Here is a 15574-nt window from a genome sequence, read left to right as displayed (position 1 = left end):
AAACCCCGCCCCACGCGGCGCGTCAGCGGCTCACCGGCCGCCCGCGCCGCGTGCGCTTTTGCGTCTGCGTCTGCGTCTGCTCCGGCTTCGCGATCCGAACCGTTCCTCGGCGCGCCCCCACGCGCGTGCATTTCGCGCTCCTGTAGAATCCCCCCACCCGCTTTGACGCTTCGTCTCCGCCGCGCCCCATCCCGGTGCGGCGGCGCGTGTTTCGTGCCGCACCCGGCACGCGGCACGCTTCGACGATGCAAGCCGCGCCTTGTCAGTCCATGCCGAAAAGCGGGCCCTGGAGACGCAGCACCGACAACACCATTCGAAAAACCAATCGTCCTGACCATGCAAGCTTCCGAATTGAGCGGCGTGCCTCGCGCCGCCGAACGCGCGCTCACGCGCAGCGACTACAAGACCCTTGGCCTCGCCGCACTCGGCGGCGCCCTCGAGTTCTACGACTTCATCATCTTCGTGTTCTTCGCGCCGGCGATTGGGCAACTGTTCTTCCCGCACGACATTCCCGACTGGCTGCGCCAGCTGCAGACGTTCGGCATCTTCGCGGCCGGCTACCTCGCGCGCCCGCTCGGCGGCGTGATCATGGCGCACTTCGGCGACCTGTTCGGCCGCAAGCGGATGTTCACGCTGAGCGTGCTGATGATGTCCGTGCCGACGCTGCTGATGGGCCTGCTGCCGACCTACGACACGATCGGCATCCTCGCGCCGGTATTGCTGCTGCTGTTCCGCGTGCTGCAGGGCGCGGCCGTCGGCGGCGAAGTGCCGGGCGCGTGGGTGTTCGTGTCCGAGCACGTGCCGTCGCGCCACATCGGCTATGCGTGCGGCACGCTGACCGCGGGCCTGACGGCCGGCATCCTGCTCGGCTCGCTGGTGGCCGCCGGCATCAACAGCCGTTACTCGAGCGCCGAAGTCGGCGCGTTCGCGTGGCGCATCCCGTTCCTGCTCGGCGGCGTGTTCGGCCTGTTCTCGGTGTACCTGCGCCGCTGGCTGCACGAGACGCCGGTGTTCGCCGAGATGAAGGCGAAAAAGGCGCTCGCGGCCGAGATTCCGCTGAAGGCCGTGCTGCGCGACCACGGCCGCGCGGTGATCGTGTCGATGCTGCTCACGTGGATGCTGTCGGCCGCGATCGTCGTCGTGATCCTGATGACGCCCGCGTTGCTGCAGAAGCAGTTCCACCTGACACCCGCGACGACGCTGTTCGCGAACAGCGTCGCGACGCTGTGCCTGACGGCCGGCTGCATCACCGCGGGTTCGCTCGCGGGCTGGATCGGCGCGAAGCGTGTGCTCGCCATCGGCGGCATCGGGCTGGCCGCGTGCTACTACCTGCTGTTCGCGCAGGTCGCGGCCGACGCGTCGACGCTGCCGCTCTACTACGGGATCGCGGGCTTCATGGTCGGCACGATCGGCGCGGTGCCGTTCGTGATGGTCAAGAGCTTCCCGGCCGTCGTGCGCTTCTCGGGCATCTCGTTCTCGTACAACGTCGCGTATGCGATCTTCGGCGGCCTCACGCCGGTGATCGTGTCGCTGATGATGAAGTCGAATCCGCTCGCACCGGTGGTATACGTCGCGGCGATCTGCGTGCTCGGCGCGATCGCCGTGCAGTTCTCGAAGGATGCGAAGGAGGATTCGCCGCACTGAGCGGCGACGGCGCGCGTGCGGTGGCGTCCAGCGCCGCATTGAATGACCGAATGCACGCGCTCCATGAACAAAAGGGCCGAATCCCGCGGGATTCGGCCCTTTTGTTTTGCTTCAGCGCAACGGCGACGGCGCGACGACGTGCGATCAGCGCAGGCTGCCGTACGTCGTGCTCGGCCGGCGCAGGCCGTCGATGCTCGCGCCGCCGGCGCCGGTGACGTACAACAGCAGGAATCCGCCGGCGATCGCGATGTTCTTCCAGAAATGGATCACCATGTCGTGCTGGACCGCGGCGTCCGTCGCGTCCCAGAAATTGTGCCCGACCATCGCGGTCGCGACCGTGTAGAACGCCATCAGCAGCGCGAGCGGTTTCACCTTGTAGCCGACGATCAGCAGCAGCCCGCCGAGCCCCTCGATCGCGACGACGATCGGTCCGATCACCTGCGGATACGGCACGTTCAGCCCATGCAGGTAGCCGATGAAATCGCCGTAGCCGAGCAGCTTCATCACGCCGCCCCACAGGAACAACGCCGCCAGCGCCAGGCGCGCGAAAAAAATGACGCCGGAATCGACGGAACGCGTCATGCCTCTCTCCTCGTATGCAATTCGGCCGGCCGCCCGGAGCATACCCGGACAACTCGGCGCCGCGCGACCCTGCGGGGCCCGCGGCAAATGGGCCAGCATAGACAGAGTTTCGGCCGTGTCCAAGAAAAAGGTTGTAGCAAATCTTTACACGGCGGCCGCCGCGCGGCCCGAAGGCAGCGGTATCGCCAAGGCGTTTAGCCCGCGTCGCTCAACAACACGCCCTTCTTGAAGATGAAGCAGCCGTAGCCGCGCAGCTCGCCGGTGACGATCACCGCGTACGTCTGCTGCGCGCGCTCGTAGAACGCGAACCGCTCGATCCCCGTGAGCGGCACCGGGCGCCCTTCGGCGCGATCGATCTCGGCCTGCACTTCGCGCTGTACGGGCGGCACCGCGGCTGCATCGCCGACGACTTCCATCCGCCACGCGGGGGTGTCGACGTACGTGTCGAGCGGCAGCACGGACAGCACCGCGCGCACGACGCGTGCCGAATCGGCACCGTCGATCCGCAACGCGCGGCCGACCACCGTGTGCTCCGCGACGGATTCCGCCGGGAAATTCGCATCGCAGATCGCGATTTCGTCACCGTGGCCCATCGCGCGCAGCGTGTGCAGGATGTCGGCGTGCAGCAGCGGGTCGAGATTCTTCAGCATGTCGGCTAGTCTCCGGGATCAGGAACGAACGCATAACGTTACCCGATCCCGGTGGCCGCTGCGCATGCATCGCTCGTATCACGACGCCGCGGCCGGCATTTCGTCGATGAAACCCGTGACCGACGCGAGGCGGCCCGATGCGTCGACGGTGCCGAAGTCCGAACCCTTCACGATCGCCGCGCCGTCGGGCGACACGAGCGCCCACGAGAACCGCAGGTGCTGGCCGAACCCGTCGACGTCGGTCGTGCGGCGGAAGCGGAACGCGGGGAAGCGCGCCTGTACGGCCGCGATCATCGCGTCGATGCCCGCGTGGCCGTCGCCGGCCATCAGCGGATCGCGATACGCCGCGTCGCTCGCGTAGGTCGCATCGATCAGCGCGCGGCGGCGCGCGACATCGGGTTCGTTCCAGGCGTCGATGTAGCGGTCGATCAGGTCGGCGTGAACGGACGAGGCGGATGGGGCGGTGTTCATGGCGAGGCTCCTTGGGTCGATGAGAGGACGATGTCGCGAACGTCGCGTGTTGCGTGTTGCTTGTTCGCGTGCAGACATCGTCGCCGGCCTCGCGCGGGCGGTCGATTACGTACGAGGTAAGGAAATCGCACCCGCGCCACCGCGATCAACCATCAACCATCAGCCATCAATTGGCCGCGTAGTCGACCGCCAGGCTCCACGCCGGATCCTCGTGCTTCGCCCAGTACGCGTCGAACAACCGGCGCGTCACCGGGCCCGGCCGGCCGTCGCCGATCGGCGCGCCGTTCAGCCGCGTGACGGGCATGATCCCGCCGGCCGTCGACGTGATGAACGCCTCGTCCGCATCGCGCAGTTGCACGTCGTCGATGCGATCGGCTTGCGCGTCGATGCCCATCGACGCCGCCAGCTCGAACACGGTCTGCCGCGTGATGCCGTGCAGCACACCGCGCTCGGGCGTCCGAAGCCGGCCGTCGCGCACGACGAAGATGTTGAATCCGGGCCCTTCGGCGATGCTGCCGTCCGTGCACTTCAGCACGACCGACTCCGCCCCTGCGTCATAGCCCTTCAACAGCCCCGCGACGAGGTCGAGCCAGTGGTAGTTCTTGATCTGCGGATCGACCGATTCGGGCGGAATCCGCCGCACGTCGTCGATCAGGTGCAGGTGCAGGCCCTCGCGCAACTGCCGCTCGTTCGCGACCGAGCCGTACGGCACCGCGAACGCGATGAACTGGTTCACCGCGTCGCGCGGGTCGCGGCTGAAGGTGGGCGACACGCCGCGCGTGCACAGCATTTCAACGTACGCGTTGCGCAGGCCCGAGCGGCGCACGCATTCGACGAGGATGTCGCGCAGCGCGTCGTCGCTCAGCGGCACATTCAGCCGCAGCCTTGCCAGCGAACGCCTGAACCGCGCGATGTGCCGGTCGAGGCGGAAGAAGCGGCCGTTCCACACGTGCACGGTGTCGTACGTGACGTCGGAATGTAGAAAGCCCCAGTCGAGCACCGACACGCGCGCGTCGGCGATCGGAATGAAGCGGCCGTTCATGTACGCGGCACCCGGCGGATACGCGGGTGCTTCGGTTGACTGACTACCTTCCTGCGTCGTGCGCGTCGCGGCGGGAACGTACGGTGGCGCGTAGTCGACCTGCGCGGCAAACGACGCGCGATCGGCGTCGAACACGCTGCGATGCACGACCGCATTCGGTCCCGCCGCACGATCGAACGACAGCTTGCCGTCGAGATGATCGATCTCGTGCTGCATCATCTCCGACACATCGGGCGACAGCGCATCGCGCCGATGCAGTTCGCCGTCGAGCGTCGTGTACCGCACGCTCACCGACGCGTGGCGCTCGACGCGCACGAACAGGTCGGGAAAGCACATGCAGTCATCCCACAGCGTCATGCGCGCATCGCTGCGCCACACGATCTCGGGGTTCACGATCACGTCGGGCCAGCCGTCCAGCGCGAGCGCGATCATCCGTTGCCCGACGCCGATCTGCGGCGCGGCGACCGCGCGGCCGAAACCGTGTTCGTCGCGAAACGCGCGTAGCGCGGCGCGCAGTGCGCTGGCCGCTTCGCGCACGGCGGGATCGGCAACGTCGCCGACCGGCCGCGCGACGTCACGCAACGATGCGGTGCCCACGGGAAGAATCCGCGTATTCATTTCACTACCTCCGACAAAGTCACCTTGTTGCCTCCTTTGAACGTCGACATCGTTGCCGCCGGATTGCGCAGCTCGCCGTTCGCGTCGAACGCGATCCGGCCGGTCACGCCCTGGAAGTCGACGCGATGCAGCGCGCCGACGATCTTCGCCGGATCGGTGGACTGCGCGAGCATCACCGCGTGATAGACGGCCATCATCGCGTCGTAGGCATACGGCGCGTAGAGCTGCACGGGGGCGCCGTACTTCTGCGCGAAGCGCGCCGCGAACGCGGGGCCGCCCGGCATCTTCGCGAGGCTCCGGCCGCCGTCCGCGCACACGAGGTTGCCGTCGAGCGCATCGCCGGCCAGTTTCAGGATCTCTTGCGTGCACAGACCGTCGCCACCCAGCAGCGGCGCGACAATTCGCAGCTTCTTCATCTGCTTAAGCATCGGGCCGCCCTGCGTGTCCATTCCGCCGAAGAAGATCGCGTCGGGCGCCTTGCCCTTGAGCAGCGTCAGCGGCGCGCCGAAGTCGAACGCCTTGTCGGTCGTGTATTCGCGGCCGACCATGGCCGTGCCCGTCTTCCCGAGCCCGTCGACGAACACATCCGCGATGCCCTGGCCGTAAGCCGTGCGATCGTCGACGACGCCGATGCGGCGCGCGTGCAGTTGCTCGACCGCATAGCGGGCGACGGCCTGCCCGAGGAAGTCGTCGTTCGCAAGCATCCGGAACGTCGTGTGATAGCCGAGACGCGTGAACGCCGGATTGGTGGCCGACGGCGTCAGCTCCGCGATGCTCGCCGTCGCATAGAGCCGCGCGACGGCGATCGACGTCCCCGAATTCTGGTGGCCGATCACCGCGCTGACGTGCGTATCGACGAAGCGCTGCGCGACCGTCGTCGCGACCTTCGGGTCGGCCTGGTCGTCCTGCGCATCGAGCGCGAACGTGACCGGATGCCCGGCGACGCTCGGATGCGCCGCGTTGATTTCATCGATGGCCAGCCGGATGCCGCGTGCGCTGTCCTCGCCGAAATGCGCCTGCGCGCCCGTGAGCGCGCCGGCAAAACCTACGACGACCGTATCCGCACCGAACGCGGGAACGGCCAGTACAAGCGACACAAGTGGCACGAGCGGCGCCAGCAGCAGACGTCGGGAACGCATGATGTTTTCCTCGCAGCTTCGTCGTTGACGGATGCTACGATTATCGGCAGCCGTCACGAAATCCGATAAACATCGAGCGGCTTCGTTCGTGAGTTTGTTTCGTTTTTTCTCTCCGAAGGAAATCCGATGAATCCTGCCGCCGCGCCGCTCGACGACTTCGACCTGCGGATCCTCGCCCGCCTCCAGCACGACAACCAGATCACCAACCAGGCGCTCGCCGCCGAGATCGGCCTCAGCCCGCCCGCGTGCCTGCGACGCGTGAAGCGGCTGCGCGACGAGCACTACATCCAGCAGGACGTGTCCGTCGTCGATCCGACCAAGGTCGGCCTCCCGTTGACGATGCTGGTGCTCGTGCAGGTCGAGCGCGAACGGGTCGACCTGCTCGACGAATTCAAGCGGTTCCTGAAATCGCTGCCGGAAGTCATGCAGTGTTATGTGGTGACGGGCCGTGCGGATTTCGTGCTGATGATCGCGATGCGCGACATCGACCACTACGAGGAGTTTTCCACGCGCGTGTTTCGGCAACACCACAACATCCGTCACTTCGAGACGATGGTCGTGATGTCACGCGTGAAGGTGGGGCTGTCGCTGCCGATCGGCATCGAGTGACGACCGCCCGGACGCGGGCACGTGCACGTGCACGAGCCGCCGCGATGAAAACGGGCGCCCTCGGGCGCCCGCTTCGTCCGGCGGCAACAGCCGCGCGCGTCAGGTCACCGGCGCCGGATTGAACAGCGTCAGCGCGTTCGCGAGCTTCCATTGCTCGGCCCACGTGCGGCGCTGGCCGCTCGCGACGTCGAGCATCAGCCGGAACAGTGCCCAGCCGGTGTCCTCGATCGTGGCCGCGCCGGTCGCGATCTGCCCCGCGTCGAGGTCCATGAGGTCGTGCCAGCGGCGCGCGAGGTCGCTGCGCGTCGCGACCTTGATCACCGGCACCTGCGCGAGCCCGTACGGCGTGCCGCGGCCGGTCGTGAAGATGTGCAGGTTCATCCCGGCCGCGAGCTGCAGCGTGCCGCAGATGAAATCGCTCGCGGGCGTCGCCGCGTACAGCAGCCCCTTCTGCTTCGCGCGATCGCCGGGACGCACGACGCCGGCGATCGGCGCGCTGCCCGATTTCACGATCGATCCCATCGCCTTCTCGACGATGTTCGACAGGCCACCCTTCTTGTTGCCGGGCGTCGTGTTCGCGCTGCGGTCGACGCGGCCGCGCTGCAGGTAGCGGTCGTACCAGTCCATCTCGCGGATGATCTCGCGCGCCACGTCCTCGTTCGCCGCGCGCGACGTGAGCTGCGCGACGCCATCGCGCACTTCCGTCACCTCGGAGAACATGATCGTCGCGCCCGCGCGCACCAGCAGGTCGGCCGCGAAGCCGACGGCCGGATTCGCGGTGAGCCCCGAGAACGCATCGCTGCCGCCGCACTGCACACCGACGACGAGATCCGATGCCGGGCACGTCTCGCGGCGGCGGCGGTTGAGCCGCTCGAGATGCGATTCGGCCATCTTCATGATCGAGTCGATCATCGAGTTGAAGCCGACGTGCGCGGTGTCCTGCAGGCACACCACGCCGCCGTTGTCGGCCGCACCGTCGGCCGCGACCGGAATCGTGCCGGGCGGCAGCAGGCGCTCGGGCTGCAGCTTCTCGCAGCCGAGGCTCACGGTCATCACCTCGCCGCCGAAGTTCGGATTCAGGCTGATGTTGCGCAGCGTGCGGATCGGGATGTCGGCGTCGGGCGCGTCGATCGCCACGCCGCACCCGTACGTGTGCTCGAGCCCGACCACGTCGTCGACGTTCGGGTAGCGCGGCAGCAGCTCGGCCTTGATCCGCTTCACCGCGTGCTCGACGACGCCCGACACGCACTGCACGGTCGTCGTGATCGCGAGGATGTTGCGGGTGCCGACCGAGCCGTCGGCATTGCGGAAGCCCTCGAACGTATAGCCTTCGAGCGGCGGCAGCGGCGGCGCGGCGCGCGTCGCGAGCGGCAGGTCGTCGAGCCCCGGCGGCTCGGGCATGCGCATCGAGCGCTCGTTGACCCAGCTGCCGCGGCGCAGCTCGACCAGCGCATAGCCGATCACCACGTTGTAGCGGACGATCGGGTCGCCGGCCGCGAGATCGACCAGCGCAACCTTGTGCCCCTGCGGCACGCTTTCGCGCAGCGTCAGCCCGTCGGCGAACGTCGCGCCCTCGGGCAGGCCGCCGTCGTTGACGACGATCGCGACGTTGTCGTCCGGATGCACACGGATATAGAGCGGGGAAGCAGTCATCGGAATTCCTGGAGGCTATCGGCCATATCGTTAGTCATCATACGACATTCGACCTTGCTCGGCGATGCTGCGTAAACCCTTATCCGGAAAGACCCTACTATTTATCGACCAGCAAACCGCTTGCGTCGCCCCTCCCCTCGTTGTACGATGACATACAACGACATCGCCAATGTGGCTCGTATGCCGTTCCCAACGAACCCAGCACTCGCGCTAGACGGACGACCCAACCATGACCTCACCGCAAGAACTCAAACAGATCATTTCCCACGGCCTGCTGTCGTTTCCGCTGACGGATTTCGACGCCGACGGCAGCTTCCGCCCGTCCACCTATGCCGAGCGCCTGGAATGGCTCGCGCCCTACGGTGCGAGCGCGCTGTTCGCGGCCGGCGGCACCGGTGAATTCTTCTCGCTCACGCAGCGCGAGTATTCGGACGTGATCCGTGTCGCGACGGAAACCTGCAAGGGCAAGGTGCCGATCCTCGCCGGCGCGGGCGGCGCGACGCGCGTCGCGATCGAATATGCGCAGGAGGCCGAGCGCCTCGGCGCGAGCGGCGTGCTGCTGATGCCGCATTACCTGACCGAAGCCAGCCAGGAAGGGATCGCCGACCACGTCGAGCAGGTGTGCCGTGCGCTGAAGATCGGTGTCGTGGTGTACAACCGCGCGAATTCGAAGCTGAACGCCGACATGCTCGAGCGCCTCGCCGATCGTTGCCCGAACCTGATCGGCTTCAAGGACGGCGTGGGCGAAATCGAAAGCATGGTGACGATCCGCCGCCGCCTCGGCGACCGTTTCGCGTACCTCGGCGGCCTGCCGACGGCCGAAGTCTATGCGGCCGCATACAAGGCGCTCGGCGTGCCGGTGTATTCGTCGGCCGTGTTCAACTTCATCCCGAAGACGGCGATGGCATTCTACGAAGCGATCGCGAAGGACGACCACGCCACGGTCGGCCGCCTGATCGACGAATTCTTCCTGCCGTACCTGAAGATCCGCAATCGCCGCGCGGGCTATGCGGTCAGCATCGTGAAGGCGGGCGCGAAGCTCGTCGGCCATGACGCAGGCCCGGTGCGCGCGCCGCTCGTCGATCTCACCGATGCAGAAGCAGCAGAGCTCGACGTGCTGATCAAGAAGATGGGGCCGCAATAAGCGGTGTTCGTCGGCAGCGCACGTCTTCATTGGCGCCGCGCCGGCAGTGCTACATCGCGGCCGGCATTCGCCGGCCGCCACCTTTTGCGCGCTTTCCGCGATGACGCACGCATCCGCCGCAATGCGTGTCGCCACCGTCACATCTGCGCGATGACCCCGACGATCCGGTAACGCACGTTCCCCAGCTTGACGCGTGTCGCCTCGATCTGGTCCTGCGCACCCGATCGCGCGCGCGAATTCGATTCGCTGCCAAGGATCTGCCCGAGTACGTCGCGGTCAACGACCGCGTCGAAGAACCGGCCGACCGTGATCGTCGCCGACTGCTTCGCGGTCGCGAGCTGGCTGTTCGCCTGCATCAACGCTTCGGTGCGCAGGCCCGGATCGCGTTCATCGATGCCGCGCCGGTACTGGAGCGCGAACACCAGCGCTTCCATGTCCTGCCGGAAACGGCGAACGGCTTGACCGAACACGAGCGAGTGCGCGTCGGAACCCGTAACGAGCCGCCCCTGGTTGATCGTGATGTCGAATTCGCTGCCGCCCAGGTCGCGCTGGAATTCCAGCAGTGCATTCGCGAGCACGCGTCCTTCGCTGTACTGGCCGATCTGGGTGCGCACGGATTTCGCGACGTCGCCGATCGCTTTCCACAATCCGGCCGCGAACAGGTGGTCGCCACGTTTGTTGATATTCATGGATTCGGTACCCTTTTAGACTTTTTCTGGATCTCTCAGGCTTCGCCCGCGGGTCGGTCGACCCGGGGCTTCGGTACTGTAGGAGAAAAGCGCGGGCGGCGAAAGTCTGCCGGGGTGGCATGCATCCGTTCTCCGACAGTTTCCGAAGCACGCAAAAAAGGCGGAAGCAGCCGACCGGCTACCTCCGCCTTTCCGATTTCAGGCACGCAATCGGCGCATTGACCGCCGTCATGACGCCATCAGCCGTGCGTGACGATTACTCCGCCTTCCCGTCCCGCAGCCGCGGAATCGCGAGCGGATTGCTTTCCTGCAACCCTTCCGGCAGCAGATCGTCCGGGAAATCCTGGTAGCACACCGGCCGCAGGAAACGTTCGATCGCCGTCGCGCCGACCGACGTGACGGCCGGGTTCGACGTGGCCGGGAACGGCCCGCCGTGCACCATCGCGTCGCACACCTCGACGCCGGTCGGGTAGCCGTTGACCAGCAGGCGGCCCGCCTTGCGTTCGAGAACCGGCAGCAGCCGGCGCGCGAGCGGCTTGTCGTCGGCGTCCATCTGCAGCGTGGCCGTCAGCTGGCCTTCGAGCGCTTCGAGCACGCGCGCGACTTCGTCGAGATCGCGGCAACGCACGATCAGCGACGCCGGCCCGAACACCTCGTGGCTGAACGCCGGCTCGGCGAGGAACGCCTGCGCGCCGACTTCGTACAGCGCGCCGCCGGCCTGGCAGTCGGTCTGCGCCGCCTCCCCCGCGCCGATCTCGCGCACGCCCGGCAGTTCGGCCAGCTTGCCGCGGCCGTTGCGATACGCATCGGCGATGCCGCGCGTGAGCATCACGCCGGCCGGCTTCTTCGCGAGCGCCTGCGCGGCGACGGTTTCGAAGCGGTCGAGATCGGGGCCGTCGATCGCGAGCACGAGGCCCGGGTTGGTGCAGAACTGGCCGACGCCCAGCGTCAGCGAATCGACGAAGCCCGTCGCGATCGCGTCGCCGCGCGCGGCGAGCGCCGCCGGAAACAGCACGACGGGGTTGATGCTGCTCATTTCCGCGTAGACGGGAATCGGCTGCGGGCGCGCGTTCGCGAGCTCCACGAGCGCCATGCCGCCCTGCCGCGACCCCGTGAAGCCGACCGCCTGGACCGCCGGATGGCTGACGAGCGCCGCGCCGATCACGCGGCCGGGGCCGACCAGCAGCGAGAACACGCCCGCCGGCATCCCGGTTTTCGCGACGGCGGCGCGGATCGCGCGGCCGACCAGCTCGGACGTGCCGAGGTGCGCCTCGTGCGCCTTCACGATCACCGGGCAGCCGGCCGCGAGCGCCGACGCCGTATCGCCGCCGGCCACCGAGAACGCGAGCGGGAAATTGCTCGCGCCGAACACGACGACGGGCCCGAGCCCGACTTTCTGCAGCCGCAGGTCCGACCGCGGCAGCGGCGTGCGCGCCGGCTGCGCGGGATCGATCGACGCGGCAAGAAAGCGCCCGTCGCGCACGACGCGCGCGAACAGCCGGAGCTGGCCGACGGTACGGCCGCGCTCGCCCTGCAGCCGCGCGACGGGCAGGCCCGTTTCGGCGTGCGCGCGCTCGATCAGCGCGTCGCCGAGCGCGACGATTTCATCCGCGATCGCGTCGAGAAACGCCGCGCGGGCCGCGAGCGGCTGCGCGCGGTACGCGTCGAACGCATCGCGTGCGAGTTCGCATGCGCGCTCGACGTCGGCCTGCGCCGCAACGCCGAATGCCGGCACGTCGATCGGCTCGCCCTTCGACGGGTCGAACGCGCGCAAGGTACCGGCCGAGCCGGCGACCGCTTCGGCGCCGATCAGCATCTCTCCAGTCAGTTGCATGGGGTGTGCTCCGTGGTTCGGGAATAGATCGCTCATTGTAGCTCAACAGATATGATGTCCGCCCACCTAGCATCAATATTCGCGTCGATTGTCGGGTTGGCGCCGACGCGAGCAAAACCCTTATTTCACGCGCCAATATCTGGGATTTTCACTCTTTCACGCCACCATTCAGAGGGAAAACCCGAGGTTTCTGCGCCTGATTATTACCAATAAACTGTCGCCAAGTCATACGACGACATACATTAAAGTGCCTAATCAAATCCCTTCTCGCGAGCTTCCGCTCGACCTCGCGCGCACCGCGCGCCGGACCGCCGTGCGCTACGGGATCCTGGCGATGCTGTTCGTCGTCACGACGCTCAACTATGCGGACCGCGCGACGCTGTCGATCACCGGCACACCGATCCGCAAGGCGTTCGGCATCGATCCGGTGACGATGGGCTACATCTTCTCGGCGTTCAGCTGGGCGTACGTGCTCGCGCAACTGCCGAGCGGCTGGCTGCTCGACCGCTTCGGCGCGCGACGCGTGTATGCGGCCAGCATCTTCCTTTGGTCGGCGTTCACGCTGCTGCAGAGCACGATCGGCCTCGGCGGCAGCGCCGCGTTCGCGGTCGCCGCGCTGTTCGCGATGCGCTTCGCGGTCGGCATCGCCGAAGCCCCCGCCTTTCCGGCGAACGCGAAAGTGGTCGCGAGCTGGTTCCCGACCGCCGAACGCGGCACCGCGTCGGCGATCTTCAACGCCGCGCAGTACTTCGCGGCCGTGGTGTTCTCGCCGCTGATGGCGTGGCTCACGCATGCGTACGGCTGGCACCAGGTGTATCTGTGGCTCGGCCTCGCGGGCATCGCGCTCGCGTTCCTGTGGCTGCGGGTCATGAAGGATCCGGCCGACCATCCGGCCGTGAACCGCGCGGAACTCGACCATATCGAGCAAGGCGGCGGCCTCGTGCGCACCGCTGCACGCAGCAGCAACGGCGCGCGCTCCGAAAGCAGCCGCGTGGCCGGCTGGTACTACGTGCGCCAGCTGCTGTCGAACCGGATGCTGATCGGCGTGTACCTCGGCCAGTACTGCGTGAACGTGCTCACGTACTTCTTCCTCACGTGGTTCCCGATCTACCTCGTGCAGGCGCGCGGCATGTCGCTGCTGAAGGCCGGCTTCATGACGTCGCTGCCCGCGATCTGCGGGTTCCTCGGCGGCGTGCTCGGCGGGATGCTGTCGGACGGGCTGATCCGCCGCAGCGTGTCGCTCACGCTCGCGCGCAAGATCCCGATCGTCGGCGGGATGGCGCTGTCGATGGTCATCATCGGCTGCAACTACGTCGACAGCGAAGTGCTGGTGATCGTGCTGATGGCCGTGTCGTTCTTCGGCAAGGGGATCGGCTCGCTGGGCTGGGCCGTCGTCGCGGATACCGCGCCGAAGGAAGCGATCGGCCTGTCGGGCAGCCTGTTCAACATGTTCGGCAACACGGCCGGCATCGTCGCGCCGATCGCGATCGGCTACCTCGTCGGCGCGAGCGGCTCGTTCAACGGCGCGCTCGTGTTCGTCGGGCTGAACGCGCTCGTCACGGTGTTCAGCTATCTCGTGATCGTGAAGGACATCAAACGCGTCGAACTGCGTCATCGCGACGCCTGAGGTTCGGCTTCAAGACAAACGACGGCGGCCGCATGAAAACGGCCGCCGTTGTTGCATTCGAGCTCGGGTATCCGCTGTCAGATCGACGAATGCGCGACGCGCAGCATGTCGTGTACACCGGACGTCATCAGCGCGAGGAACGCGAGCAGGCCCACGTAGCAGAGCGCGTACGTCGTCTTCGTCTCGATCGACGTCGCGTAGTACACGCGGTTCTCCGGCGCGTCGGGGTCGTAGCGCCACGCACGCTTCAGCTGCGGCAGCGCGAGGATCGCCATCACGATCAGCAGCGGGCTCGGGCGATACACGAACAGCGCGATCAGCACCGGCACGCCCGCGAACCAGATGCGCGGCGACAGCACCGCGGTGATCCGCCCGCCGTCGAACGGCGACAGCGGAATCATGTTGAACAGGTTCAGGAAGAAGCCCGTGTACGACAGCGCGAGCAGCAGGTTGCTGTCGGTGTGGCGTGCGGCCGCGTAGCAGGCCAGCGCGCCGAGCGTGCCGACGAACGGCCCGGCGAGCCCGACGTACGCTTCGGTTTCCGCGTCGTGCGGCATCTCTTTCAACTGGATCCAGGCACCGACGAACGGGATGAAAGTCGGTAGCCCAACGTCGAGCCCGCGCCGCTGCGCGGCGATATAGTGGCCGGCCTCGTGCACCAGCAGCAGCGCCACGAAACCGGCCGAGAACCGCCAGCCGTAGAACAGCGCGTAGACCGCGATCGATGCCAGCATGGTGCCCGCCGACACGAGCACCTTGCCGAGCTTGAGGCCGCCGAAGATCAGCAGCAACAGCTTCGTCATTCCTTGCGCTCCGTGCCGGATACGTCGGATACGCTGGATGCCTCGGCGACGGCCGGCACCGCGGCCGCCTTCGGCTTGCGCCCGAAGAAGCGCTTCAGTGCCGCGCCGCCGGCCAGCAGCGCGACCGCACCAATCTTGAAGAACTTCACCGCGAACGCGCCGATCAGCGCGAGCAGGCCGAGCTTCTTCGCGCCGACGCCGACGATCAGCGCCGCAAGGCCGTACTCGGCGACGTGGTCGGTCGACTTGTTGAAATCGGCATAGCGCTTGCCGTCGTTGAAGCGGATGTTCGACAGCAGCTCGTCGGCCGACGCCTTGTATTTCGGCAGGTCGGCCAGCGTCGACGCCATCGTCAGCGACAGGTAGCCGTCACGGCCGAGCACGAGCGTCCGGTAGTTCACGCCGTCGTTCTCCGCGTTCGGGGCCGCGCCCTTGTCGCGGATGATCGCGGACCACACGAGCCGGTGCGTGGCCGCGTCGTACGCGGGCGCCTTCGCCCAGCCGACCACCTCGGTCTCCGGCAGGCCGCGCTCCTTGCGCCCCGGGTTGTCTTCCTCGGTGCCGGACTGCAGGCTCTTCAGCAGCTCGTCGGGCTTCCAGTCCTTCGCGTCGTCGTCGCGGATATAGCCGCTCGGCTCGAACGACACGACCGAGATCCAGTCGGCATCGGGATCGTCGGGCAGCACGAGGCCGACCAGCTTGGATTCGTCGATCGAGTTACCCATCGAGCGCAGGTAGCGGCCGGCTTCGGCAGCCGGCACGAACGATTCGCCGGCTTTCAGCTTCAGCACGGCTTCGTGTTTTACGTCGATGTCGGTCGGGCCTTTCACGACCGCGTCATTGGCGGCCGCGGCGGCGGCCCTCATTTCCACCTGCGCAGCTTCGGTCTGCGCGTGGCCGGTGGTCGCGGCGAATGCAAGCGTCGCCACGCAGGCGAGCCGGACGGCAAGTTTTTTCATTGTTGGATTCCCCTGGAATGCCTTGTCGTAAATATGCACGCCACCGGCCCAGGCGTTTTCAATCGCGGGTCCGGCGTCGTCTCTCAGTTGGCACGGGGGCTATGGTAACG

General features: G+C 67.1%; 14 protein-coding genes. 4 read left to right on the top strand and 10 right to left on the bottom strand.

Annotated features, from left to right (window positions below; all coding sequences use genetic code 11):
- Positions 1 to 336: 336 nt before the first annotated feature.
- Positions 337 to 1644, top strand: coding sequence for an MFS transporter (locus tag CFB43_RS19275; protein ID WP_089462018.1), 1308 nt, complete (start codon positions 337 to 339; stop codon positions 1642 to 1644).
- 144 nt (positions 1645 to 1788) lie between these two features.
- Here CFB43_RS19275 and CFB43_RS19270 read toward each other — a convergent pair whose 3' ends face one another.
- From CFB43_RS19270 to CFB43_RS19250, 5 genes are all read right to left on the bottom strand, one after another.
- Entirely contained in the window at positions 1789 to 2226 is a 438-nt protein-coding gene (locus CFB43_RS19270; protein WP_089496154.1) for a DoxX family protein, read from the bottom strand.
- A gap of 194 nt (positions 2227 to 2420) precedes the next feature.
- Positions 2421 to 2876, bottom strand: a complete 456-nt coding sequence (locus CFB43_RS19265; protein ID WP_089496153.1) for an RbsD/FucU family protein — start codon at positions 2874 to 2876, stop codon at positions 2421 to 2423.
- A gap of 78 nt (positions 2877 to 2954) precedes the next feature.
- Positions 2955 to 3347: a nuclear transport factor 2 family protein gene (locus CFB43_RS19260; RefSeq protein ID WP_089496152.1), complete on the bottom strand. Its 393-nt coding sequence runs from the start codon at positions 3345 to 3347 to the stop codon at positions 2955 to 2957.
- 166 nt (positions 3348 to 3513) lie between these two features.
- Positions 3514 to 5007, bottom strand: a complete 1494-nt coding sequence (locus tag CFB43_RS19255; protein WP_089496151.1) for an aminotransferase class IV — start codon at positions 5005 to 5007, stop codon at positions 3514 to 3516.
- On the bottom strand, positions 5004 to 6146 hold the full coding sequence (locus CFB43_RS19250; RefSeq protein ID WP_089496150.1) for a branched-chain amino acid ABC transporter substrate-binding protein: 1143 nt from the start codon (positions 6144 to 6146) through the stop codon (positions 5004 to 5006). The genes CFB43_RS19255 and CFB43_RS19250 overlap by 4 nt, the downstream gene beginning before the upstream one ends.
- Before the next feature lie 126 nt (positions 6147 to 6272).
- Between CFB43_RS19250 and CFB43_RS19245 the strand changes: the two genes are divergently transcribed.
- Positions 6273 to 6755: an Lrp/AsnC family transcriptional regulator gene (locus CFB43_RS19245; protein ID WP_089496149.1), complete on the top strand. Its 483-nt coding sequence runs from the start codon at positions 6273 to 6275 to the stop codon at positions 6753 to 6755.
- Between the two features lie 99 nt (positions 6756 to 6854).
- On the opposite strand, the gene garD is transcribed toward CFB43_RS19245, so the two are convergent.
- Positions 6855 to 8408: a galactarate dehydratase gene (gene garD / locus CFB43_RS19240; protein ID WP_089496148.1), complete on the bottom strand. Its 1554-nt coding sequence runs from the start codon at positions 8406 to 8408 to the stop codon at positions 6855 to 6857.
- A 229-nt stretch (positions 8409 to 8637) separates the two neighbouring features.
- Here garD and kdgD point away from each other — a divergent pair, with 229 nt between their 5' ends.
- Positions 8638 to 9552 (top strand): 5-dehydro-4-deoxyglucarate dehydratase, encoded by a 915-nt coding sequence (kdgD, locus tag CFB43_RS19235; RefSeq protein WP_089429011.1) that lies wholly within the window; start codon positions 8638 to 8640, stop codon positions 9550 to 9552.
- A 137-nt stretch (positions 9553 to 9689) separates the two neighbouring features.
- On the opposite strand, the gene CFB43_RS19230 is transcribed toward kdgD, so the two are convergent.
- Positions 9690 to 10241: a hypothetical protein gene (locus CFB43_RS19230; RefSeq protein ID WP_089429010.1), complete on the bottom strand. Its 552-nt coding sequence runs from the start codon at positions 10239 to 10241 to the stop codon at positions 9690 to 9692.
- Between the two features lie 256 nt (positions 10242 to 10497).
- Positions 10498 to 12075, bottom strand: a complete 1578-nt coding sequence (locus CFB43_RS19225; protein WP_089496147.1) for an aldehyde dehydrogenase (NADP(+)) — start codon at positions 12073 to 12075, stop codon at positions 10498 to 10500.
- Positions 12076 to 12322: 247 nt separating this feature from the next.
- On the opposite strand from CFB43_RS19225, the gene CFB43_RS19220 reads away from it, so the two are divergent.
- A complete protein-coding gene (locus tag CFB43_RS19220) occupies positions 12323 to 13702 on the top strand; it encodes an MFS transporter (protein ID WP_089496146.1) in 1380 nt (459 codons plus the stop codon).
- A 77-nt stretch (positions 13703 to 13779) separates the two neighbouring features.
- On the opposite strand, the gene CFB43_RS19215 is transcribed toward CFB43_RS19220, so the two are convergent.
- Both CFB43_RS19215 and CFB43_RS19210 read right to left on the bottom strand, forming a co-directional pair.
- Positions 13780 to 14505 carry a site-2 protease family protein gene (locus CFB43_RS19215; RefSeq protein WP_089496145.1) on the bottom strand — a complete coding sequence of 242 codons (726 nt, stop codon included), beginning with the start codon at positions 14503 to 14505 and terminating at the stop codon, positions 13780 to 13782.
- Complete coding sequence (locus CFB43_RS19210; RefSeq protein ID WP_089496144.1) at positions 14502 to 15464, bottom strand: DUF2167 domain-containing protein; 963 nt, start codon at positions 15462 to 15464, stop codon at positions 14502 to 14504. Before CFB43_RS19210 ends, CFB43_RS19215 begins: the two co-directional genes overlap by 4 nt.
- Positions 15465 to 15574 lie beyond the last annotated feature (110 nt).

Source organism: Burkholderia sp. AU15512, from assembly GCF_002223325.1.
In the GTDB taxonomy this organism is placed as follows: Bacteria; Pseudomonadota; Gammaproteobacteria; order Burkholderiales; family Burkholderiaceae; genus Burkholderia.
The sequence above is the reverse complement of the archived record's forward strand: the minus strand, read 5'-3'. Positions and strand labels throughout refer to the sequence as shown.

What these genes read in the sequence shown, in the direction of transcription:
- CFB43_RS19275 (WP_089462018.1), top strand. Translation starts at nt 337, where the DNA reads ATGCAAGCTTCCGAATTGAGCGGCGTGCCTCGCGCCGCCGAACGCGCG.
- CFB43_RS19270 (WP_089496154.1), bottom strand. Translation starts at nt 2,226, where the DNA reads ATGACGCGTTCCGTCGATTCCGGCGTCATTTTTTTCGCGCGCCTGGCG.
- CFB43_RS19265 (WP_089496153.1), bottom strand. Translation starts at nt 2,876, where the DNA reads ATGCTGAAGAATCTCGACCCGCTGCTGCACGCCGACATCCTGCACACG.
- CFB43_RS19260 (WP_089496152.1), bottom strand. Translation starts at nt 3,347, where the DNA reads ATGAACACCGCCCCATCCGCCTCGTCCGTTCACGCCGACCTGATCGAC.
- CFB43_RS19255 (WP_089496151.1), bottom strand. Translation starts at nt 5,007, where the DNA reads ATGAATACGCGGATTCTTCCCGTGGGCACCGCATCGTTGCGTGACGTC.
- CFB43_RS19250 (WP_089496150.1), bottom strand. Translation starts at nt 6,146, where the DNA reads ATGCGTTCCCGACGTCTGCTGCTGGCGCCGCTCGTGCCACTTGTGTCG.
- CFB43_RS19245 (WP_089496149.1), top strand. Translation starts at nt 6,273, where the DNA reads ATGAATCCTGCCGCCGCGCCGCTCGACGACTTCGACCTGCGGATCCTC.
- garD (WP_089496148.1), bottom strand. Translation starts at nt 8,408, where the DNA reads ATGACTGCTTCCCCGCTCTATATCCGTGTGCATCCGGACGACAACGTC.
- kdgD (WP_089429011.1), top strand. Translation starts at nt 8,638, where the DNA reads ATGACCTCACCGCAAGAACTCAAACAGATCATTTCCCACGGCCTGCTG.
- CFB43_RS19230 (WP_089429010.1), bottom strand. Translation starts at nt 10,241, where the DNA reads ATGAATATCAACAAACGTGGCGACCACCTGTTCGCGGCCGGATTGTGG.
- CFB43_RS19225 (WP_089496147.1), bottom strand. Translation starts at nt 12,075, where the DNA reads ATGCAACTGACTGGAGAGATGCTGATCGGCGCCGAAGCGGTCGCCGGC.
- CFB43_RS19215 (WP_089496145.1), bottom strand. Translation starts at nt 14,505, where the DNA reads ATGACGAAGCTGTTGCTGCTGATCTTCGGCGGCCTCAAGCTCGGCAAG.
- CFB43_RS19210 (WP_089496144.1), bottom strand. Translation starts at nt 15,464, where the DNA reads ATGAAAAAACTTGCCGTCCGGCTCGCCTGCGTGGCGACGCTTGCATTC.